Annotated in this window: 14 protein-coding genes and 1 tRNA gene; 11 read left to right on the top strand and 4 right to left on the bottom strand. The window is 66.5% G+C overall.

Translation table 11 applies throughout. The features are described 5' to 3' along the window. Positions 1-895 (bottom strand): NOL1/NOP2/SUN domain family protein (locus DESPIG_RS06950; RefSeq protein ID WP_479690815.1); only part of this gene is annotated, 895 nt, incomplete at its 3' end. 245 nt (positions 896-1,140) lie between these two features. Here DESPIG_RS06950 and DESPIG_RS06945 point away from each other — a divergent pair. From DESPIG_RS06945 to purE, 3 genes are all read left to right on the top strand, one after another. Continuing rightward, positions 1,141-2,769 (top strand): FG-GAP repeat domain-containing protein, encoded by a 1,629-nt coding sequence (locus tag DESPIG_RS06945; RefSeq protein WP_006006734.1) that lies wholly within the window; start codon positions 1,141-1,143, stop codon positions 2,767-2,769. A 111-nt stretch (positions 2,770-2,880) separates the two neighbouring features. Next, positions 2,881-4,182 (top strand): phosphoribosylamine--glycine ligase, encoded by a 1,302-nt coding sequence (gene purD, locus DESPIG_RS06940; protein WP_040369643.1) that lies wholly within the window; start codon positions 2,881-2,883, stop codon positions 4,180-4,182. Between the two features lie 36 nt (positions 4,183-4,218). After that, on the top strand, positions 4,219-4,719 hold the full coding sequence (gene purE / locus DESPIG_RS06935; protein WP_006006731.1) for a 5-(carboxyamino)imidazole ribonucleotide mutase: 501 nt from the start codon (positions 4,219-4,221) through the stop codon (positions 4,717-4,719). A 299-nt stretch (positions 4,720-5,018) separates the two neighbouring features. On the opposite strand, the gene DESPIG_RS06930 is transcribed toward purE, so the two are convergent. Next, entirely contained in the window at positions 5,019-5,732 is a 714-nt protein-coding gene (locus tag DESPIG_RS06930; RefSeq protein WP_006006729.1) for a DsbA family protein, read from the bottom strand. 162 nt (positions 5,733-5,894) lie between these two features. Here DESPIG_RS06930 and DESPIG_RS06925 point away from each other — a divergent pair. The 8 genes from DESPIG_RS06925 (at position 5,895) to DESPIG_RS06895 (ending at position 11,722) form a co-directional block, all read left to right on the top strand. Continuing rightward, positions 5,895-5,970, top strand: a tRNA-Ala gene (locus DESPIG_RS06925). Between the two features lie 359 nt (positions 5,971-6,329). Continuing rightward, complete coding sequence (locus DESPIG_RS06920; protein ID WP_040369642.1) at positions 6,330-6,743, top strand: cytochrome c maturation protein CcmE; 414 nt, start codon at positions 6,330-6,332, stop codon at positions 6,741-6,743. Between the two features lie 106 nt (positions 6,744-6,849). After that, positions 6,850-8,784 carry a heme lyase CcmF/NrfE family subunit gene (locus DESPIG_RS06915; RefSeq protein WP_006006723.1) on the top strand — a complete coding sequence of 645 codons (1,935 nt, stop codon included), beginning with the start codon at positions 6,850-6,852 and terminating at the stop codon, positions 8,782-8,784. A 7-nt stretch (positions 8,785-8,791) separates the two neighbouring features. Beyond that, the gene (gene ccmA / locus DESPIG_RS06910) at positions 8,792-9,517 is read left to right on the top strand and encodes a heme ABC exporter ATP-binding protein CcmA (RefSeq protein ID WP_006006722.1); all 726 of its coding nucleotides are present in this window, start codon (positions 8,792-8,794) and stop codon (positions 9,515-9,517) included. Further along, positions 9,514-10,191, top strand: coding sequence for a heme exporter protein CcmB (locus tag DESPIG_RS06905; protein ID WP_006006720.1), 678 nt, complete (start codon positions 9,514-9,516; stop codon positions 10,189-10,191). The genes ccmA and DESPIG_RS06905 overlap by 4 nt, the downstream gene beginning before the upstream one ends. Continuing rightward, positions 10,188-10,874 (top strand): cytochrome c biogenesis protein, encoded by a 687-nt coding sequence (locus DESPIG_RS06900; RefSeq protein WP_006006718.1) that lies wholly within the window; start codon positions 10,188-10,190, stop codon positions 10,872-10,874. Before DESPIG_RS06905 ends, DESPIG_RS06900 begins: the two co-directional genes overlap by 4 nt. A 163-nt stretch (positions 10,875-11,037) precedes the next feature. After that, positions 11,038-11,175, top strand: coding sequence for a CcmD family protein (locus DESPIG_RS13275; protein WP_006006716.1), 138 nt, complete (start codon positions 11,038-11,040; stop codon positions 11,173-11,175). Next, positions 11,168-11,722, top strand: coding sequence for a tetratricopeptide repeat protein (locus tag DESPIG_RS06895; protein ID WP_006006714.1), 555 nt, complete (start codon positions 11,168-11,170; stop codon positions 11,720-11,722). Before DESPIG_RS13275 ends, DESPIG_RS06895 begins: the two co-directional genes overlap by 8 nt. Positions 11,723-12,168: 446 nt before the next feature. Here the strand turns inward: DESPIG_RS06895 and DESPIG_RS14375 are convergent, their stop codons facing one another. Next, complete coding sequence (locus DESPIG_RS14375) at positions 12,169-14,277, bottom strand: dipeptide ABC transporter ATP-binding protein (protein ID WP_246118335.1); 2,109 nt, start codon at positions 14,275-14,277, stop codon at positions 12,169-12,171. Between the two features lie 135 nt (positions 14,278-14,412). Beyond that, positions 14,413-15,615: ABC transporter substrate-binding protein (locus tag DESPIG_RS06885; RefSeq protein WP_006006707.1), on the bottom strand; the 1,203-nt coding region annotated here is incomplete at its 5' end.

Genomic DNA, 15,615 nt, shown 5'->3' with positions numbered 1-15,615 from the left:
GGGCGGCCGTGCGCGCATCGGGCTCGGCGGAGACGGGCGGGATCTCGGGCAGGGGAGCGTCCGCGGGCTTGCGCAGCAGGGCCACATAGAAGCCCTGGGCCGCCGAACGTTCGCCGTCCACGCGCAGGGTGCCTTCGCCGCCGGGGCGCTGTTCCCAGACGAAGCCCTCGAAAGGCGTCAGGTGTTCGCGCACCAGGCCCAGTTCCTCTTCGGCAAAGCGCACCTGCGCTTCGTTCTCGTCATCGTTGGTGGTGCAGGTGGAGAAGACCACGCGGCCGCCGGGGCGCAGCAGGCGCGCGGCATGGGCCAGCAGCAGCTGTTGCAGGCCCACCAGGCCCTTGAGCTTGTCGCCCTGCCAGAGCTTGAGGACCTGGGGGTTCTTTTCTACCGTGCCCCAGCCGGAGCAGGGGGGATCCAGCTGGATGGCGTCCCAGGTGCCGGGCGTCAGGGGCAGGGCCTGGCCCTCATAGGAACAGGTGCCCACATGCGGCAGGTTGCAGGCGTGCAGGTTGGCCCGCAGGGTGGCCAGACGGGCACGGGAAAGCTCGTTGCCCAGCACGAAGCCCTCCGGGCCGGTAAGCTGGCCCAAAAAGCCCGTCTTGCTGCCCGGGCTCGCGCACATGTCCAGCACGGCTTCGCCCTGCCGGGGCGCCAGGGCCAGGGGCGGCAGCATGGAAGACCTGTCCTGGATATAGATGTAGCCGAAAAAGGCGGCCAGCGAGGAGCCCAGCGGCCGCGGTTCGCACAGCAGACGGCGGCAGAAGGGCGAGAAGGGCTCGGGTTCGAATTCATAGCCCTGGGCGCGCAGCAGGCTCTCCACCTGCGGCATCTGCTCCGGCGGGCAGACCAGACGAAAAGAACGCCCCGTGGGGCGGGAAGGATTGGCGGTACTCATGGGCCTTTCTTATCTGTTCCGTCTGGAGGGAGCAAGAGCGCCTGCCGCAGGATGCCCGAAAGGGCGCAGGCCCGCGCCGTGACAGCGGATACGGCTTTCAAGTTGCGCGGCAGGCCAAGTGTCGCTATAGTTCCGGTGCCGCAGGCTGTACGGTCCCCGCCACGACAGCGGCAGATCCTCCGGCCGGGCGAGCCCTCCTTTGCGAGGGCGGTCGACGTACGCAGAGAACTGCAAGGAGATTTTGAATGAAATTTGCCATGAAGCTGGCGTTTGCCGCCTGCCTGATGCTGGTGATGGGCCTCCAGGCCCAGGCTGCCCAGGCAAAGTCTTTCGTGCTGCTGCCTTTTGAGGTGCACGCGCCCCAGAACTACAGCTATCTGTCCAAGGCTGTGCCTTCCACGCTGATGGGCCGTCTTAACGCCACAGGCGCCACGGGCACCATGGGGCCCCGTGCGGCCGGTTCCGCCGCCGAAGCCCGCAAGTTCATCGGCGGTGCCGACTATGCCCTGTGGGGCACGGTGAGCGTCATGGGCAATGACTGCACCATCGTCCTCAACAGTGTGGACAAGAAGGGCTCCACCTGGAGCAGCACGGCCCAGGGCCCCATGAGCGGCCTGAACGCCACCGTGCAGCGCCTTGCCGGTGCCTTCTCTTCCGAGGTGCTGGGCGTGGCCGGCGCTGCCGCCGCCAGCCGTGGCGGCCGTTCGGACATCATCCGCAACGAGACCGGCCAGCAGGGTTCCTACCTGAACCCCCAGTTCCGCTACCAGGGCAACTCCGCTGACGGTTCCCGCATCCGCAGCCAGCGCCTCAAGGACGAGATGGTGGACATGGCCGTGGCCGACTTCAACGGTGACGGCCGCAACGAGATCGCCATCCTGCACGACCATCGCCTGGTCATCTACAAGTGGGGCAACGACGGCCGCCTGGGCAAGCTGGGCGAGATCACCATCTCCCGCAGCAACCTGAACTTCTCCATGCGTGCCATGGACCTCAACCGTGACGGCGCCAAGGATCTGGTGGTGGCCACCTTCGAAGAAGAGAGCAACCGCCCCTACACCTACTTCTACGGCTTCCGCGGCAACAAGTTCACGGAAGTGGCCAAGCGCTGCTCCTACTTCGCCAGCGTCATCAACCTGCCGCCTTCCTACCAGCCCACGCTGGTGGGCCAGGGCTGGGATTCCATCAAGCTGTTCGCCCCCGGCGTGCACATGATGGTCAAACAGAACGGCACCTACGCCCTGGGCCAGCGCATCACCCTGCCCAGCGGCGCCAACGTCTTCAACGTGGCCTGGATCCCCGGCAAGAAGGGTGACCAGCTGGTCATGCTGACCGACGACGAACGCCTGAAGATCTTCCAGGGCGCCAACCAGACCCTGATCCATACGACCATGGAACGCTTCTCCGGTTCTGCTACCGGCATGGAGCACTACAAGGGCATGCCGGGCCTGGGCGTGGACCGCAACTACCAGATGCCCAGCAAGTACTTTGCCCCCATGCGCCTCATCGTGGCCGACATCGGCCATACCGGCGAATACACCCTGCTGATCAACAAGCCCATCTCCACGGCGGCCCAGATCTTCGACCGTTACCGCTACTTCCCCCAGGGCGAAGTGCATGCCCTGTTCTGGGACGGCGTGGGCCTGGCCCTGAAGTGGAAGACCCGCCGCATCCGCGGCTCCGTGGCGGCCGTGGACCTGGCCGACTTCAACAACGACGGCGTCCTGGACCTGGTGGTGGGCCTGAACACCTCGCCCGATCTGGGTGTGGGCAGCCGTCAGTGCATCGTCACTGCCTATCCGCTGGACGTGTCGCAGATGGATCCCAACACGCCTGCCGACCTCAGCGACTTTGAAGTGACCCCCAACTACTAAGCAAGAGGATGCAGCCCCGTTCCGTGTCGCAGCGGCGCGGGACGGGGCTTTTTCAGCAGCTCCGGCTGCCGGAAAGTTTTCCGTATGTCTATTTTTCAGGGAGGAGAGGTTGTGCGCATCCTGGTTATCGGTTCTGGCGGGCGTGAGCACGCCCTGGTGTGGAAGCTCAAGCAGAGCCCTCGGGTAAGTGAAGTTTTTGTGGCCCCCGGCAACGGCGGCACGGCCCGTGAGGGCGCCATCAACGTGGCGGTGGACGCCGGAGACCTGGACGGCCTGGTGGAACTGGCCCGCAAGGAAAAGATCGACCTGGTGGTGCCCGGTCCCGAACTGCCCCTGACCAAGGGCATCACCGACCGCATGCGTGAGGCCGGCATCCCCTGCTTCGGCCCGGATGCCTATTGTGCCCGTCTGGAAGGCAGCAAGGCCTTCGCCAAGGACGTCATGAACCGCGCCGGTGTGCCCACGGCCCACAGCCAGGTCTTCACCGATCCCGACAAAGCCAAGAACGCCGTGGTCAAACTGGGCGCGCCCCTGGTGGTCAAGGCCGACGGCCTGGCTGCCGGCAAGGGCGTGGTGGTGGCCAAGACCACCCAGGAAGCCCTGGATGCCGTGGACGACATCATGTGCAAGCGCGCGCACGGTGCCGCCGGTGCCAAGCTCGTCATCGAGGAGTTCCTCGTGGGCGAGGAAGCCTCCTTCCTCTGCCTGTGCGACGGCAAGACCGCCGTTCCCCTGCCGTCCGCCCAGGACCACAAGGCCGCCTATGACGGCGACCAGGGCCCCAATACCGGCGGCATGGGCGCCTACAGCCCCGCCCCCATCCTGCCCTACAACGAAGCCGAAGCCATGGCCGATACGGTCATCCGTCCCATCCTGGCCGCGCTGGCCAAGGACGGCCATCCCTTCGTGGGCGTGCTCTATGCCGGTCTGATGATGACCGAGAACGGCCCCAAGGTGCTGGAATACAACACCCGCTTCGGTGACCCCGAATGCCAGCCCCTGCTGATGCGTCTGGAAGGCGACCTGGTGCAGATCATGCTGGACTGCATCGAGGGCAAGCTCCGTCCCGAGAGCCTCTCCCACACCTCCCAGACCGCTCTGGGCGTGGTGGTGGCCGCCGAAGGCTATCCGCACGCCTATCCCAAGGGCATGGTCATCGAGGGCCTGGACGAAGCCGACGCCCTGCCCGGCGTCAAGGTCTTCCACAGCGGCACCAGCATGGACGGCGACAAGATCCTTTCCAGCGGCGGCCGCGTGCTTTGCGTGACCGCGCTGGGCGATACCCTGGCCGACGCCCAGGCCCGTGCCTATGAGGGCGTGAAGGCCATCCGCATGGACAAGAGCTTCCACCGCAGCGATATCGGCCAGAAGGGCATCCGCCGTCTGGAACAGCTGGCGCAGGAAGAAAAGTAAGCAACCGCGGCCCCGTGCCGCCATAAAGGAACATCTATGGCTCAAGTCGTCATCATGATGGGCTCCAAGTCCGATGAAGAAAAGGTCAGCCCCTGCGTGGACGTGCTGCGTTCGCTGGGCATCTCCTATCTCTTCACGGTCAGCTCCGCCCACCGTACCCCCGAGCGCACGGAAAAGATCCTGCGCGAACAGGAAGCCGCCGGCGCCAAGGTCTTCATCTGCGCCGCCGGCATGGCCGCGCACCTGGCCGGTGCCGTGGCCGCCCGCACCACCCGTCCCGTCATCGGCATCCCGGTCTCCGGCGGCCTGATGGGCGGCATGGACGCCATGCTCGCCACGGTGCAGATGCCTCCCGGATTCCCCGTGGCCACCGTGGCCATGGACAAGGCCGGTGCCCGCAACGCCGCCTGGCTGGCCGCCCAGATCCTGGCCGTGGCCGACCCCGCGCTGGACGAGAAGATCCGCGCCGCCCGCGCCAAGATGCAGGCCGGTGTGGAAGAAGCCGCCGCCGAGATCGAAGCCAAGTACGGCTGCTAGCAGGCCGGTCTTACCAGTAAACGAAAAGCCCTCCGTTCGCGGAGGGCTTTTTTGTTTGGCGGTGCATCTCATACGAAAAAACAGGCAGGCCCCGGGAGTGGGACGTACCTGTTTTTTATGGCAGCGCGTTATGCCGGGTCTTCCCGGCTACGGGAGATGGCGGCTTCCTTCAGCCGGTGGCGGGGACCGTCCGCTCAGACCGGGAAAAGGTTTTTTCGGGGCGGGGGAGAGTTTGAGAGGGGAGGGGCAGTTTTTGCCCAAAAAAACGCCCCTCCCCCTCTCAACGAAACATCAGTGCCCTAAAAACAGCACTTGCCGTCCAGGCCGCAGGCCGCGCCCTGGGCCACGGGGCTTTCCAGAACACCGCGCAGGGCATCGTCCAGCTTGGCCCGGACGCTGGCGTAATCGCTGTAGCCGCGGGCCAGCAGGGTGCGCTGGCCGCCGTGCTCCAGATACAGGGTAGGATAGAGGAGGAATTCGCCCATGACTTCCTCGGCTTCGGCGGCGTCATGCCGGGCGGCGCTCTGGATGGCGGGATCCGCCATGGCGGTGGTCAGGGCGTCGGGGGGCGTCCCCGCAGGCAGCCAGGCTGCAGCGATGGCGGCCTGCTCCCCGGCGGCCATGACATCACGGGCCTGGGCGTAGAAGGCCATCTGGAAGGCCTCCATCTGTTCCAGCTGGTGACCGGGGGCCAGATGGCGCAGGGCGGCCAGGGGCAGGTTCATGGCCGGGGAATGCATGAGCAGGTCCGGGCCCGTACCGGCAACGGCCCGTTCCAGGGCCTGGCGGAAATGCTCCGTGGACTGGCCGGTGGTCTCCTGCAGGCGGGCGAAGAACTCCCGGATGGTGGGGTATTCTTCCAGCATGCCGGTGAGGGTCTGGGGCTCGTCCATGAGGTTGCCGCCCAGAACGCGCACGGGCAGTTCGGGATGATCCGCGACCAGACGGCGCATGACCGGCGCGAAGCCGTAGCACCAGGGACAAAAAACGTCGGTGAGATAGAGGAAGTTCATGCCCGCAGCATACGCTTTTGGCCGGGGAAGGAAAGGCCCGTCCGGGCGCGGCACGGGCGGGGATGGCGGGGCAGGCCTCCGGGGTTTTGCGGGGACGGGAAAACTTTTTTGATTTTTTTGTTGACAGGGGGGCCGCTTTTTGGCAATGTGCCTTCTTGCCGAGGGGCTGTAGCTCAGTTGGGAGAGCGCTTGAATGGCATTCAAGAGGTCAGGAGTTCAATTCTCCTCAGCTCCACCAAAAAGGAAATCAGGGTTTGCGGAAACGCAGACCCTTTTTTCGTTTCTGCCCCAGGAAGTCAGGCAGCGCAAAGCCGGAGCTCAGCAGAGCCCCGGCTTTTTCGTATCCGGCTGGAAGGAGGGGCTCCTGCGGACACACGCGGGCCGGAGCGTATGCCGGGACCGTGGCCTGACGGCCCTTGCCGATACCACCGGTCAGCCCGGCTGAAAGGGCCGGAGTGTGCGTGCGCGCACACTTGATTCATGCGGCTTTGCTGTCCTATCAGGAGCGATTCTTACTTGTCAAAAAAGCAGGGTTGTGCTAGGGTATGCAGCAGCTTCGTGCCGGGAAAGGCACGTTCTTTCATGCAAGGAGACCCCATGCCCCGCAAGAAAAACACCTGTATGTATCTCGTGGCCGCCCTGCTGTTCCTGGGCGGTCTGGGCTATCTGGTCTTTTCCGGCCTTTCGGAGAATACCGTCTATTTCCTCAACGTCTCCGAAGCCAGGGCCGCCACGGCCGACAAATTGCAGGCGGCCCGCCTGTTCGGCACCGTGGCCCCCGATAACCTGCTCAAGAACGTGGACGGCCCCGGGGCCAGCTTTTTGCTGCAGGACAAGGACGATGCGGGCCTGACCCTGCCCGTGGTCTACAGGGGCGCCGTGCCGGACACCTTCAAGGCGGGCGCCGAGGTCATCGTGGAAGGGGGCCTGCAGCCCGACGGCCGCTTCATGGCCAAGACCCTCATGACCAAGTGTCCTTCCAAGTACCAGAAGGAAAACCGCAAGAGTTAGGGCGGCGCAGGCCGTACCCTTCCTGGCGCACGGGCCTTAGGGGCCGGTCGCGTCCTCACCGGAAATGTGCCGCCATGGCTGGTCGTGGCGTGCCCAAAGGAGCCCCATGTATTTCATTGCCTATGCCATGCAGCTGCTGACCCTGATCTGTGCTCTGGGCGGCAGTGCGCTGGCGCTTCTGCAGCTCTGGCAGCAGCGCGGCGACGCCCTGGCGCTGATCGAAAAGGTCCACTGGGCCATCACCGGCGCCCTTTCCCTGGCGGCGGCCCTGCTGCTGCACGCCCTGTTCTGGAACGACTTCAGCCTGGTCTATGTGGCCAGCTACACGGACCGTGTGCTGCCCGCCTTCTACCGCCTGACGGCCTTCTGGGCCGGGCAGCCGGGCTCCATGCTGTTCTGGGCCTTCTCCGTGGCCATCAGCGGCAGCATCTTTGCCCTGACGCCCGCCTACAAGCGCCTGACGCCCGCCACGCGGCTCTGGTACTGGGGCTTCTTCTACGCCATCATGGCCTTCTTCGCCCTGATCCTCTCCTGCTGGAGCAATCCCTTCGAGATGCAGTCGCCCGTGCCGCCGGACGGCAACGGCCTCAATCCCCTGCTGCAGAACCCCGGCATGATCTTCCATCCGCCGCTGCTCTTCCTGGGCTACGGTGGCTTCACCGTGCCCGCCTGTCTGGCCTTGGCCCAGAGCCTTTCCGGCGGTGAGGGCGAGGACGGCTGGCACCGCGTGACCCGTCCCGTGACCCTGCTGGCCTGGGCCTTTTTGACCGCGGGCATCATCCTGGGCATGTGGTGGGCCTACATGGAACTGGGCTGGGGCGGCTACTGGGCCTGGGACCCGGTGGAGAACGCCTCCCTCATCCCCTGGCTCATCAGCACGGCGGCCCTGCACACCCTCATCGTGCAGGAACGCCGCAACAAGCTGCACCGCGTGAACGTGGCCCTGATGTGCCTGACCACCATCTCCGCCTTCTTCGCCACCTATCTGGTGCGCAGCGGTGTGGTGCAGTCCGTGCACGCCTTCGGCGACGGCAGCGTGGGCACGCCGCTGACGGTCTTCGTGCTCGGGGGCCTGCTGATCTCCTTCTGGGCGGCCTTCTCCGTGCCCGCGCGCGGACGCGAGCTGGCGGGCATCGTCAGCCGCGAAGGTTTTTTGGTGATGGTCTGCTGGCTGCTGCTGGCCCTTTCGGTCATCATCCTCGTGGGCACCATGTGGCCGGTCATCAGTCTGCTCTGGACGCCGGAGCCCCACGGCCTGGACGCCAATTTCTACAACCGTGTCTGTGTGCCCCTGGGCATGCTCATCATGCTGCTGCTCATGGTCTGCCCCTGGCTGCGCTGGGATGGCGGCCTGCGTGACGCGCCGCGCTTCTGGCTGGCCCTGGGGGCCTTCGTGGCCTCGGGCGCCGCTTTCTTCTTCCTGGGCTACCGCCAGCCCGTGGCCCTGCTGGCCGCGGCGGGTTCCGTGGCCTGTCTGGCCGGGCTGCTGGCCAGTCTGCCCACCCTGCTGGGCAAGGGCGGCTGGCGTGCTGTCGGCGCCGCGGGCCTGCATGTGGGCCTGGCGGTGCTGGTGCTGGGCATGGCGTTTTCCGGCCCCTACAAGCAGGAATACGACCTGCTCTTCCAGAACGGCAAGGGCGTGCAGCAGGCCGGCGCCTATCGCGTGGAGCTGCTGGAGGCCCAGCAGGGCCGCGCCGTGGACCATGACTATCTGGAAGCGCGCCTCAAGATCTATGAAGGCGATACGCTGCTGGGCGAGCTCAAGCCGCAGCGCCGCATGTACGACAAATTCGGTACCATGCAGTTCTCCGAAGTGGACGTGGTCCCCGGCCTGGGCAACGAGCTGTACGCCTCCTTCCTGGGCCTGGACGAGAACGCCTCGGTGCTGATCCGCTTCAGCGTGGAGCCCCTGGTCAACTGGATGTGGATAGGCGGTACGCTCATGTGCCTGTTCCCCTTCCTCATGCTGGCCCGCGGCCGCAAAAAGCAGACGCCTGCAGCGGGGGGCGACGCTCCCGCCGACGACGGGCCGCAGGCCTGAGGCCGCCATGCTGCGTCTTGAGAACCTGGCCAAGCTCTACGGCCTCAAGGTGGTCTTCAAGGGGGTGAGCTGCCGCTTCACGGCGGGCAGCATCACCCTGCTGGCCGGGGGCAACGGCGCGGGCAAAAGCACGCTGCTGCGCATCATCGCCGGTCTGTCCCGTCCCTCGGCGGGCGAGGTCATCTTCGACGGCACGGGGGCGGGCGGCGTCGCCCGTGAGGACGGGCCGCGTCTGGCCTATCTGGGGCACGCCACCTTCGTCTATCCGGGCCTGAGCGCGCTGGAGAACCTGCAGTTCTGGGCCCGGGCCCACGGTCTGCGCCCTTCGCGGGCGGAGCTTTTGGCCCTGCTGGAGCATGTGGGGCTGGCCGCCCACGCCGAAGAGCGGGCCGGGGTGTTCTCGCGCGGCATGGCCCAGCGCCTGAACCTGGCGCGGGTGCTGCTGCTGGAGGCGGATCTTGTGCTGCTGGACGAGCCCGGCACCGGTCTGGACGTCAATTCCATGGCCCTGGTGCGGCGCGAGATGCTGGCCGCCCGGGAGCGCGGGGCCTGCATCATCGTGGTCAGCCACGATCTGGCGGGCGACAGCCCCCTGGCCGACCGCCTGCTGCTGCTGGAGAACCGCCGCCTGGCCTATGACGGGCCGCCGCAGGGCCTTGCCGCCGTGGATTCCGTGCTCAACGCGGCCACGGGAGCCGGGGCGGTGTCCGCCGCCGGGGAGGTGCCCGCATGATCTCTTTTGCCTTGACCGTGGCCCGCAAGGACCTGCTGCTGACCTTCACCCGCGGCAGCGGGCTGGTGCAGGGCCTGCTGCTGGGCCTGTTGCTGCTGTTCGTGTTCAGCCTGTCGCAGGGCGTGGGCGAACGCATGAGCCCGCAGGGCGCGGGCGCCGTGTTCTGGCTGGGCTCGGCCTTTTGTCAGGTGCTCATCTTCAATACGCTCTATGCGCTGGAAGAGGCCAACGGCGCGCGTCTGGGCCTGTTGCTGGCCCCGGCCCCCATACAGGCCGTGTGGCTGGGCAAGGCCCTGGCCGGGCTGCTGCTGTTGCTGGTGGCCCAGATGTTCTTCCTGCCCGCCGCCGTGGTCTTCCTGTCGCAGGAGATCGGCGCGCTCTGGCCCGTGGGCCTCGGCACGCTGCTGCTGGTGGACGTGGGCATGTGCGCTCTGGGTTCGCTGCTGGGCGCGCTCTCGCAGGGCGGCGCGGCGCGCGAATCCCTGCTGAGCATCGTGCTCTTCCCCCTGCTGGTGCCCCTGCTGCTGGCGGGGATCGGCGTGGCGGCCCAGGTCTTCGGCGCGCCCGCGCCTGACGGCCCGGCCTCGTGGATAGGGCTGGCCGCCGCCTTCGACGGTGTCTTTCTGGCTGCCGGACTGTTGCTGTTCGGCTTCATGTATTCGGGAGACGAATGATGCAACGCGCCTTTTCCGTGTGGCCCCTGCTGCTGGTGTTGCTGGGCGGTGCGGCCCTGGCCGTGTGCCAGTGGCTGATCTTTTTCTATGCCCCTGTGGAAGCCCAGCTGGGCCTGATGCAGAAGGTCTTCTACACCCATCTGCCGCTGGCCTGGTGGGCGCTCATCAGCTTTCTGGTGGTCTTCGTGGCTTCCATCGTGTACCTGTTCCGGCGTTCTCCGGCCGCTGACCGCGTCTGCGCAGCCGCTGCCGAAGTGGGCGTGCTGCTGGCCGGTCTGGCCCTGGTCACGGGCATGATCTGGGCCCGCCGCTCCTGGGGCGTCTGGTGGACCTGGGATCCCCGCCTGACCACCACGCTGGTCATGTGGTTCATCTATGCGGGCTATCTGGTGCTGCGCGGCCTGGACCTGCCGCCCCAGCGCAAGCGCATGATCTGCGCCGTGGTGGGTGTGGTGGCCTTTTTGGACGTGCCTCTGGTCTTCCTTTCGGCCCGGCTGTGGCGTTCCATCCATCCGGCGGTGTTCGCCTCCAAGGGCGGCGGTCTGGAGCCGGAGATGAAGCTGACCGCCATCGCCTGCGTGGCGGCCATGGGCCTGTTCTGGGCGGGCCTGGTGTGGCTGCGTACCCGCCAGCTGGGCCTGCGTGACCGGCTGGACAGCCTGCGCCTGCAGGCGGAAGACTGATCTTTCGGATCCCGGCGCTGTCCTGCCCGCTGCGTACGGCGGGATGACGACCGCGGACGTGCCGCTCCTGGGGAGCGGACAGGCGGAGCCGTGCTCCGCCCGGGCTCGATGAGCCCTGTTTTCAACGGATACAAGCGGGATCCCCGCTTTCAAGGAGTGCCCTATGGACAGCAATTTCCTGTGGCTGGTGGCGGCCGGTGCCGCCGTCTGGCTGGGTCTGGCCGCGTACCTGGTCTTCATGGGCTGTGCCCAGCGGCGTCTGGATGCCCGTTTGCGCCAGATGGAGATCCTGCATGACTGATAACCGTCTTTCCTTCACCGCCCGCGCCATCATCCTGCTGCTGGGCCTGAGCCTGCTGGTCATGCTGGGCGTCACCATCAAGGAACGTGTCAGTAATCCTCATCTGGTGACCGAACGTCCCACGGCCCCGCAAGGCATGGGGCAGGAACAGAACCTGCTGGCCAGCCTGATGCAGAAGGTGGCCGCCGAGCCTACCAACAAGGACGCCCTGATGCATCTGGCCGAACACCTCATGGCCACCCAGGAATGGGACGCCGCGGCCACCTTTGCCCAGCGCGCCGTGGCTCTGGACGTCAACGATCCCCAGCCCCTCTACATGCTGGGCGTCATCCTGCACAATCAGGGCAAGCCGCAGGAAGCGGCCGCGACCCTGGAAAAGGTGGTGGTCCTGCGGGATGACGCCACGGTGCGTTACAGCCTGGGCGTGCTCTACAGCTACTTCCTGCAGCAGAAAGACAAGGGGCGTGCCCATTGGGAGGCCGGCCTCAAGGATCCGAAGATCTCGCCCGAGATGCGGCAGGCCATCGAAGAAGAACTGAAAAAATAACTTTCCCCGACAAAACAAAAAGGGCGCCCTTGGGCGCCCTTTTTTCATGCCGTGCCCGGCAGGAAGGCAGGTCGCGTTCAAAGGAAAGTTCCCTACGTCCCAGCCGCTACCAGCTGTTCCCTTCTCCCTGTCCCGTTCCATACCGGATAAACGGCCCTCGCCATCATTCTCTGTCCTTTCCCGGCGTACATGACGAATCCCGGCGCCCATAACGAAAGAAGCCGCTCCATGAGGAGCGGCTTTCCAGCGTTTTCTCTCTCTTGTCCCCTTCAAGCCCTGCCGGGAACACAGTTCCATCCCTGCCCTCCAGACAGCGACGGGGACAGGTGACATCACCGGAGCAAAAGTTTTTTCGGGGATGGGGGCGTGGGGGAAGGGGCAGTTTTTACTAAAAAACGCCCCTTCCCCCACAACTCTCCCGCAAAATCTTCCTCCCCGCCCGGTACTCAGCCGCGCAGCCAGTGGCCGGGATGGACTTCCCGCCATGCGCCGCCGTCCTCGTCAGCCGGACAGGGCAGGATCTTTTTGCGCTGTTCGAACAGGGGATCCGGCACGGGCATGGCCGAGAGCAGGGCCTGGGTGTAGGCATGCAGGGGCCGGGCGAAGAGCTCTTCCGTGGGAGCCAGTTCCACCAGACGGCCGTGACGCATGACGCCCACACGGTCGCAGAGGTAACGCACCATGGCCAGATCGTGGGCGATGAACAAAAAGGTGAAATCGTGTCCCTGCCGCAGGTGGCGGAACAGGGCCATGATCTGGGCCTGGATGGAAACATCCAGCGAGGCCACGGGCTCGTCGGCCACGATGAAGCGCGGTTCCAGGGCCACGCTGCGGGCGATGGCCACACGCTGGCGCTGGCCGCCGGATATCTCGGCCGGATAGCGGTCCAGGAAACCGGCATCGAGGCCCACATGCCCCAGCAGGCGGACGACTTCCTCCCGGCGCTGGCGGGCATCGCGGAAGACGTTCTGGATGACGAAGGGCTCGGCGATGATGTCTTCCACGCGCATGTGCGGGTTCAGGGCTGCGGAGGAGTCCTGGAAGATGATCTGCATCTGGCGCCGGCGCTCCTGCCGCAGGTGCGGGGCCGGGTCGTGGATGTCGTGCCCGTCGAAGAGGATGCGGCCCGTGGTGGGCGGATACAGGCCCATGATGGCGCGGGCCAGTGTGGATTTGCCGCATCCCGATTCCCCCACCAGACCGAACATCTCGCCCCGGCGGACGGCAAGGTCGAGCCCGTCCACGGCCCGGACGGTCAGGCCCCTGCCGGGACGGAAGTGCAGGCGCAGATCCTGCAGCTCCAGCAGGGGACGGTCGTCATCGTCGTGGGCGTGGTCGTGCGCATGGACGTGCGCGGCCGTCCCGTGGCTGGCGGCCAGACGGTCATGCAGGCGCTGGTGGCCTTCTCCGAAGGCATAGCGGCTGTCGGACATCTCCAGCGCATGAGCGCTGTCGGTCCAGCACAGGCTGGCGCTGCCCTGGCCCGGCGTGATGTGCAGGGGGGGCTCCACCTTGGGGGCCTGCGGGTGCAGCAGCCAGGTGGCGGCCTTGTGCCCGGGGCCGACCTCGAAAAAGGGCGGCATGCGCTGGTAGTCCACCTTCATGGCCCAGGCATTGCGTTCCGCGAAGGCGTCGCCCGGCGGCGGGTCCAGCAGGCTGGGCGGCATGCCGGGTATGCCCCGCAGCTGCCCGCTGCGCATGGCCAGCGCGGGCAGGGCCCCCAGCAGGCCCCAGGTGTAGGGATGCCGGGGATCGTAGAAGACATCGGCGGCGCTGCCGGTCTCCACCAGACGGCCCGCATACATGACGGCCACCCTGTCGGCCACGCGGGCCACCACGCCCAGATCGTGCGAGACGAGGATGATGCCCACGCCGGTCTTGCGCTGCACGTCACGCAGCAGATCCAGCATGCGGGCCTGCACGGTCACGTCCAGCGCGGTGGTGGGCTCGTCGGCCAGCAGGATGCGCGGGCCCAGGGCCAGGGCGATGGCCAGCACGCAGCGCTGGCGCATGCCGCCGGAAAAATAGTGCGGTTGCAGGCGCATGCGGGCTTCGGGATCATCGATGCCCACCAGCTCCAGCAATTCGAGGGCCCGTTGCCGGGCCTGCTCCGGGCGCATGCGGCGATGGCGGCGCAGGGCCTCCATGATCTGGTCGCCCACGGGCAGGGTGGGATTGAGGCTGGCCATGGGGTCCTGGAAGAGCATGGCGGCCTGCGGGCCGCGCACGGCGCGCATCTGCCGCTCGCTGCAGGGCACGATGTCGCGGCCCTCCAGCAGGATGCGGCCCGTGATGCGGGCATTGTTTGGCAGCAGGCGCAGGATGGAGCGGCAGAGCACGGACTTGCCGCAGCCCGATTCGCCCACGATGGCCAGGGTCTCCCCGGCGTGCAGTTCCAGATCGACGCCGCGCACGGCCTGTACCTGTCCGGTGGGGGTAGCGAAGGTGATGTGCAGGTCTTCCAGTTGCAGCAGGGGCGTCATGGCAGAAAGGGGTTGAGGTTGGAGGAGGGCGTCCGGGCACCCTACGGCGCGGGAACGGCAGCGCTGCCGCATCTTTTCCCGGCGGGCCGTCATGCCGTGCGGTGCGCCGGGCACGGGACAGGGGCCCGCAGGACGGCAGACGACGGAGGCACCGCGTCCGGCCTGCGGACGACGGCACCCCCGTCGGTATCTTTATCCCGTCGGCGTCTAGCGCTGCAGGGTCCAGTCTTCGATGTTCCACATGACGCCCACGGCATGATGCCCCAGGACGCGGGTGGTATCCAGTCCCTTGAGACCGGCCACGCTTACATAGTTGCCGTGCAGGTAGACCAGGGGCAGCTGCGCGGGCATGGCGGCATAGGCCACTTCAAAGGCCTGGTAGGCGGCCCTGCGTTTGGCGGGATCCTCGGTGGCGCGGCCCGCGCGCAGCAGCTCGTCCACCCTGGGGCTGGAATAGGCCATGTTGTTGTCGCTGGCGCCGGTGACGAAGCTCTTGAACACGCCGTCGGGGTCGAACTCGGCGGCGAAACCGGCCAGATAGCCGTTGTAACCGGCCTTCCAGTCGAAGCGCGTGACCAGGGCGATGTTCATCTCCACCCCGGCCTTCTTGAACTGGCGGGACAGCACGTTGATGATGTCCACGCGCTCTTCTTCATAGTCGCGCACCTGGATGGTGAAGGAGAATCGCTCGCCGTTGCGGGCGTAGATGCCGTCCGCGCCCTTTTTCCAGCCCAGGCGCTCCATCTCGGCCGCGAACTTTTTCAGGTCGTAGGGATAGACGTCGGCGGCGGGATTGCCGCCCAGAGGGCTGGTCTGGATGGGGCTGAAGGCCGGGAAGCCCTGGCCCGCCAGCACGCCGTCCACGATGGCCTGCTTGTCCACGGCGTAGTTGAGCACCGCGATGGAGTCCTTGTTGCGCTGCCAGAAGGGCGTGTGGAAGTCCATGGCCACCGTGCGCAGGTCGGCGGTGGTGAAGTCCACGGTGGTGAAGCCGTCCTTGCCGCGGAAGGTGCGGGCGTACTTGGCGTTGAGCCAGGCCAGGTCGGCCTCGCCGGAACGCAGCATGAGGGCCTTGGTGCTCTCCACGGCCACGGTCTTGTAGACGATGCGTTCGATGGACGGCACCTTGCCGTAGTAGTCCGTATTGCGCTCCAGCACGATCATGCCGCCGGCCGTGTCCCAGGAGACGAACTTGAAGCGGCCGGTGCCCACGGGAGCGTGGTTGGCGGGCACGGTATTGATGTCATGCCCCTCGTAGAGGTGGGCGGGCAGGATGCCCATGCAGAAATTGTCCAGCATGGCCGCATTGACCCGCGCCAGCCGGATGATCACGGTGTGCTCGTCCGGGGCCGATATCTGGCTGATGTCCTGATAGTTGCTGGTGATGGTGGAGGTCAGGGTCTTGTCGCT

The organism is Desulfovibrio piger ATCC 29098 (assembly GCF_000156375.1).
Classification (GTDB): Bacteria; Desulfobacterota; Desulfovibrionia; order Desulfovibrionales; family Desulfovibrionaceae; genus Desulfovibrio; species Desulfovibrio piger.
Note: the sequence above shows the minus strand (reverse complement) of the source record. Positions and strands in the feature narration are given on the sequence as shown.

What these genes read in the sequence shown, in the direction of transcription:
- purE (WP_006006731.1), top strand. Translation starts at nt 4,219, where the DNA reads ATGGCTCAAGTCGTCATCATGATGGGCTCCAAGTCCGATGAAGAAAAG.
- DESPIG_RS06900 (WP_006006718.1), top strand. Translation starts at nt 10,188, where the DNA reads ATGATGCAACGCGCCTTTTCCGTGTGGCCCCTGCTGCTGGTGTTGCTG.
- DESPIG_RS06945 (WP_006006734.1), top strand. Translation starts at nt 1,141, where the DNA reads ATGAAATTTGCCATGAAGCTGGCGTTTGCCGCCTGCCTGATGCTGGTG.
- DESPIG_RS06930 (WP_006006729.1), bottom strand. Translation starts at nt 5,732, where the DNA reads ATGAACTTCCTCTATCTCACCGACGTTTTTTGTCCCTGGTGCTACGGC.
- DESPIG_RS06915 (WP_006006723.1), top strand. Translation starts at nt 6,850, where the DNA reads ATGTATTTCATTGCCTATGCCATGCAGCTGCTGACCCTGATCTGTGCT.
- DESPIG_RS06895 (WP_006006714.1), top strand. Translation starts at nt 11,168, where the DNA reads ATGACTGATAACCGTCTTTCCTTCACCGCCCGCGCCATCATCCTGCTG.
- DESPIG_RS06920 (WP_040369642.1), top strand. Translation starts at nt 6,330, where the DNA reads ATGCCCCGCAAGAAAAACACCTGTATGTATCTCGTGGCCGCCCTGCTG.
- DESPIG_RS13275 (WP_006006716.1), top strand. Translation starts at nt 11,038, where the DNA reads ATGGACAGCAATTTCCTGTGGCTGGTGGCGGCCGGTGCCGCCGTCTGG.
- DESPIG_RS06905 (WP_006006720.1), top strand. Translation starts at nt 9,514, where the DNA reads ATGATCTCTTTTGCCTTGACCGTGGCCCGCAAGGACCTGCTGCTGACC.
- ccmA (WP_006006722.1), top strand. Translation starts at nt 8,792, where the DNA reads ATGCTGCGTCTTGAGAACCTGGCCAAGCTCTACGGCCTCAAGGTGGTC.
- DESPIG_RS14375 (WP_246118335.1), bottom strand. Translation starts at nt 14,277, where the DNA reads ATGCGGCAGCGCTGCCGTTCCCGCGCCGTAGGGTGCCCGGACGCCCTC.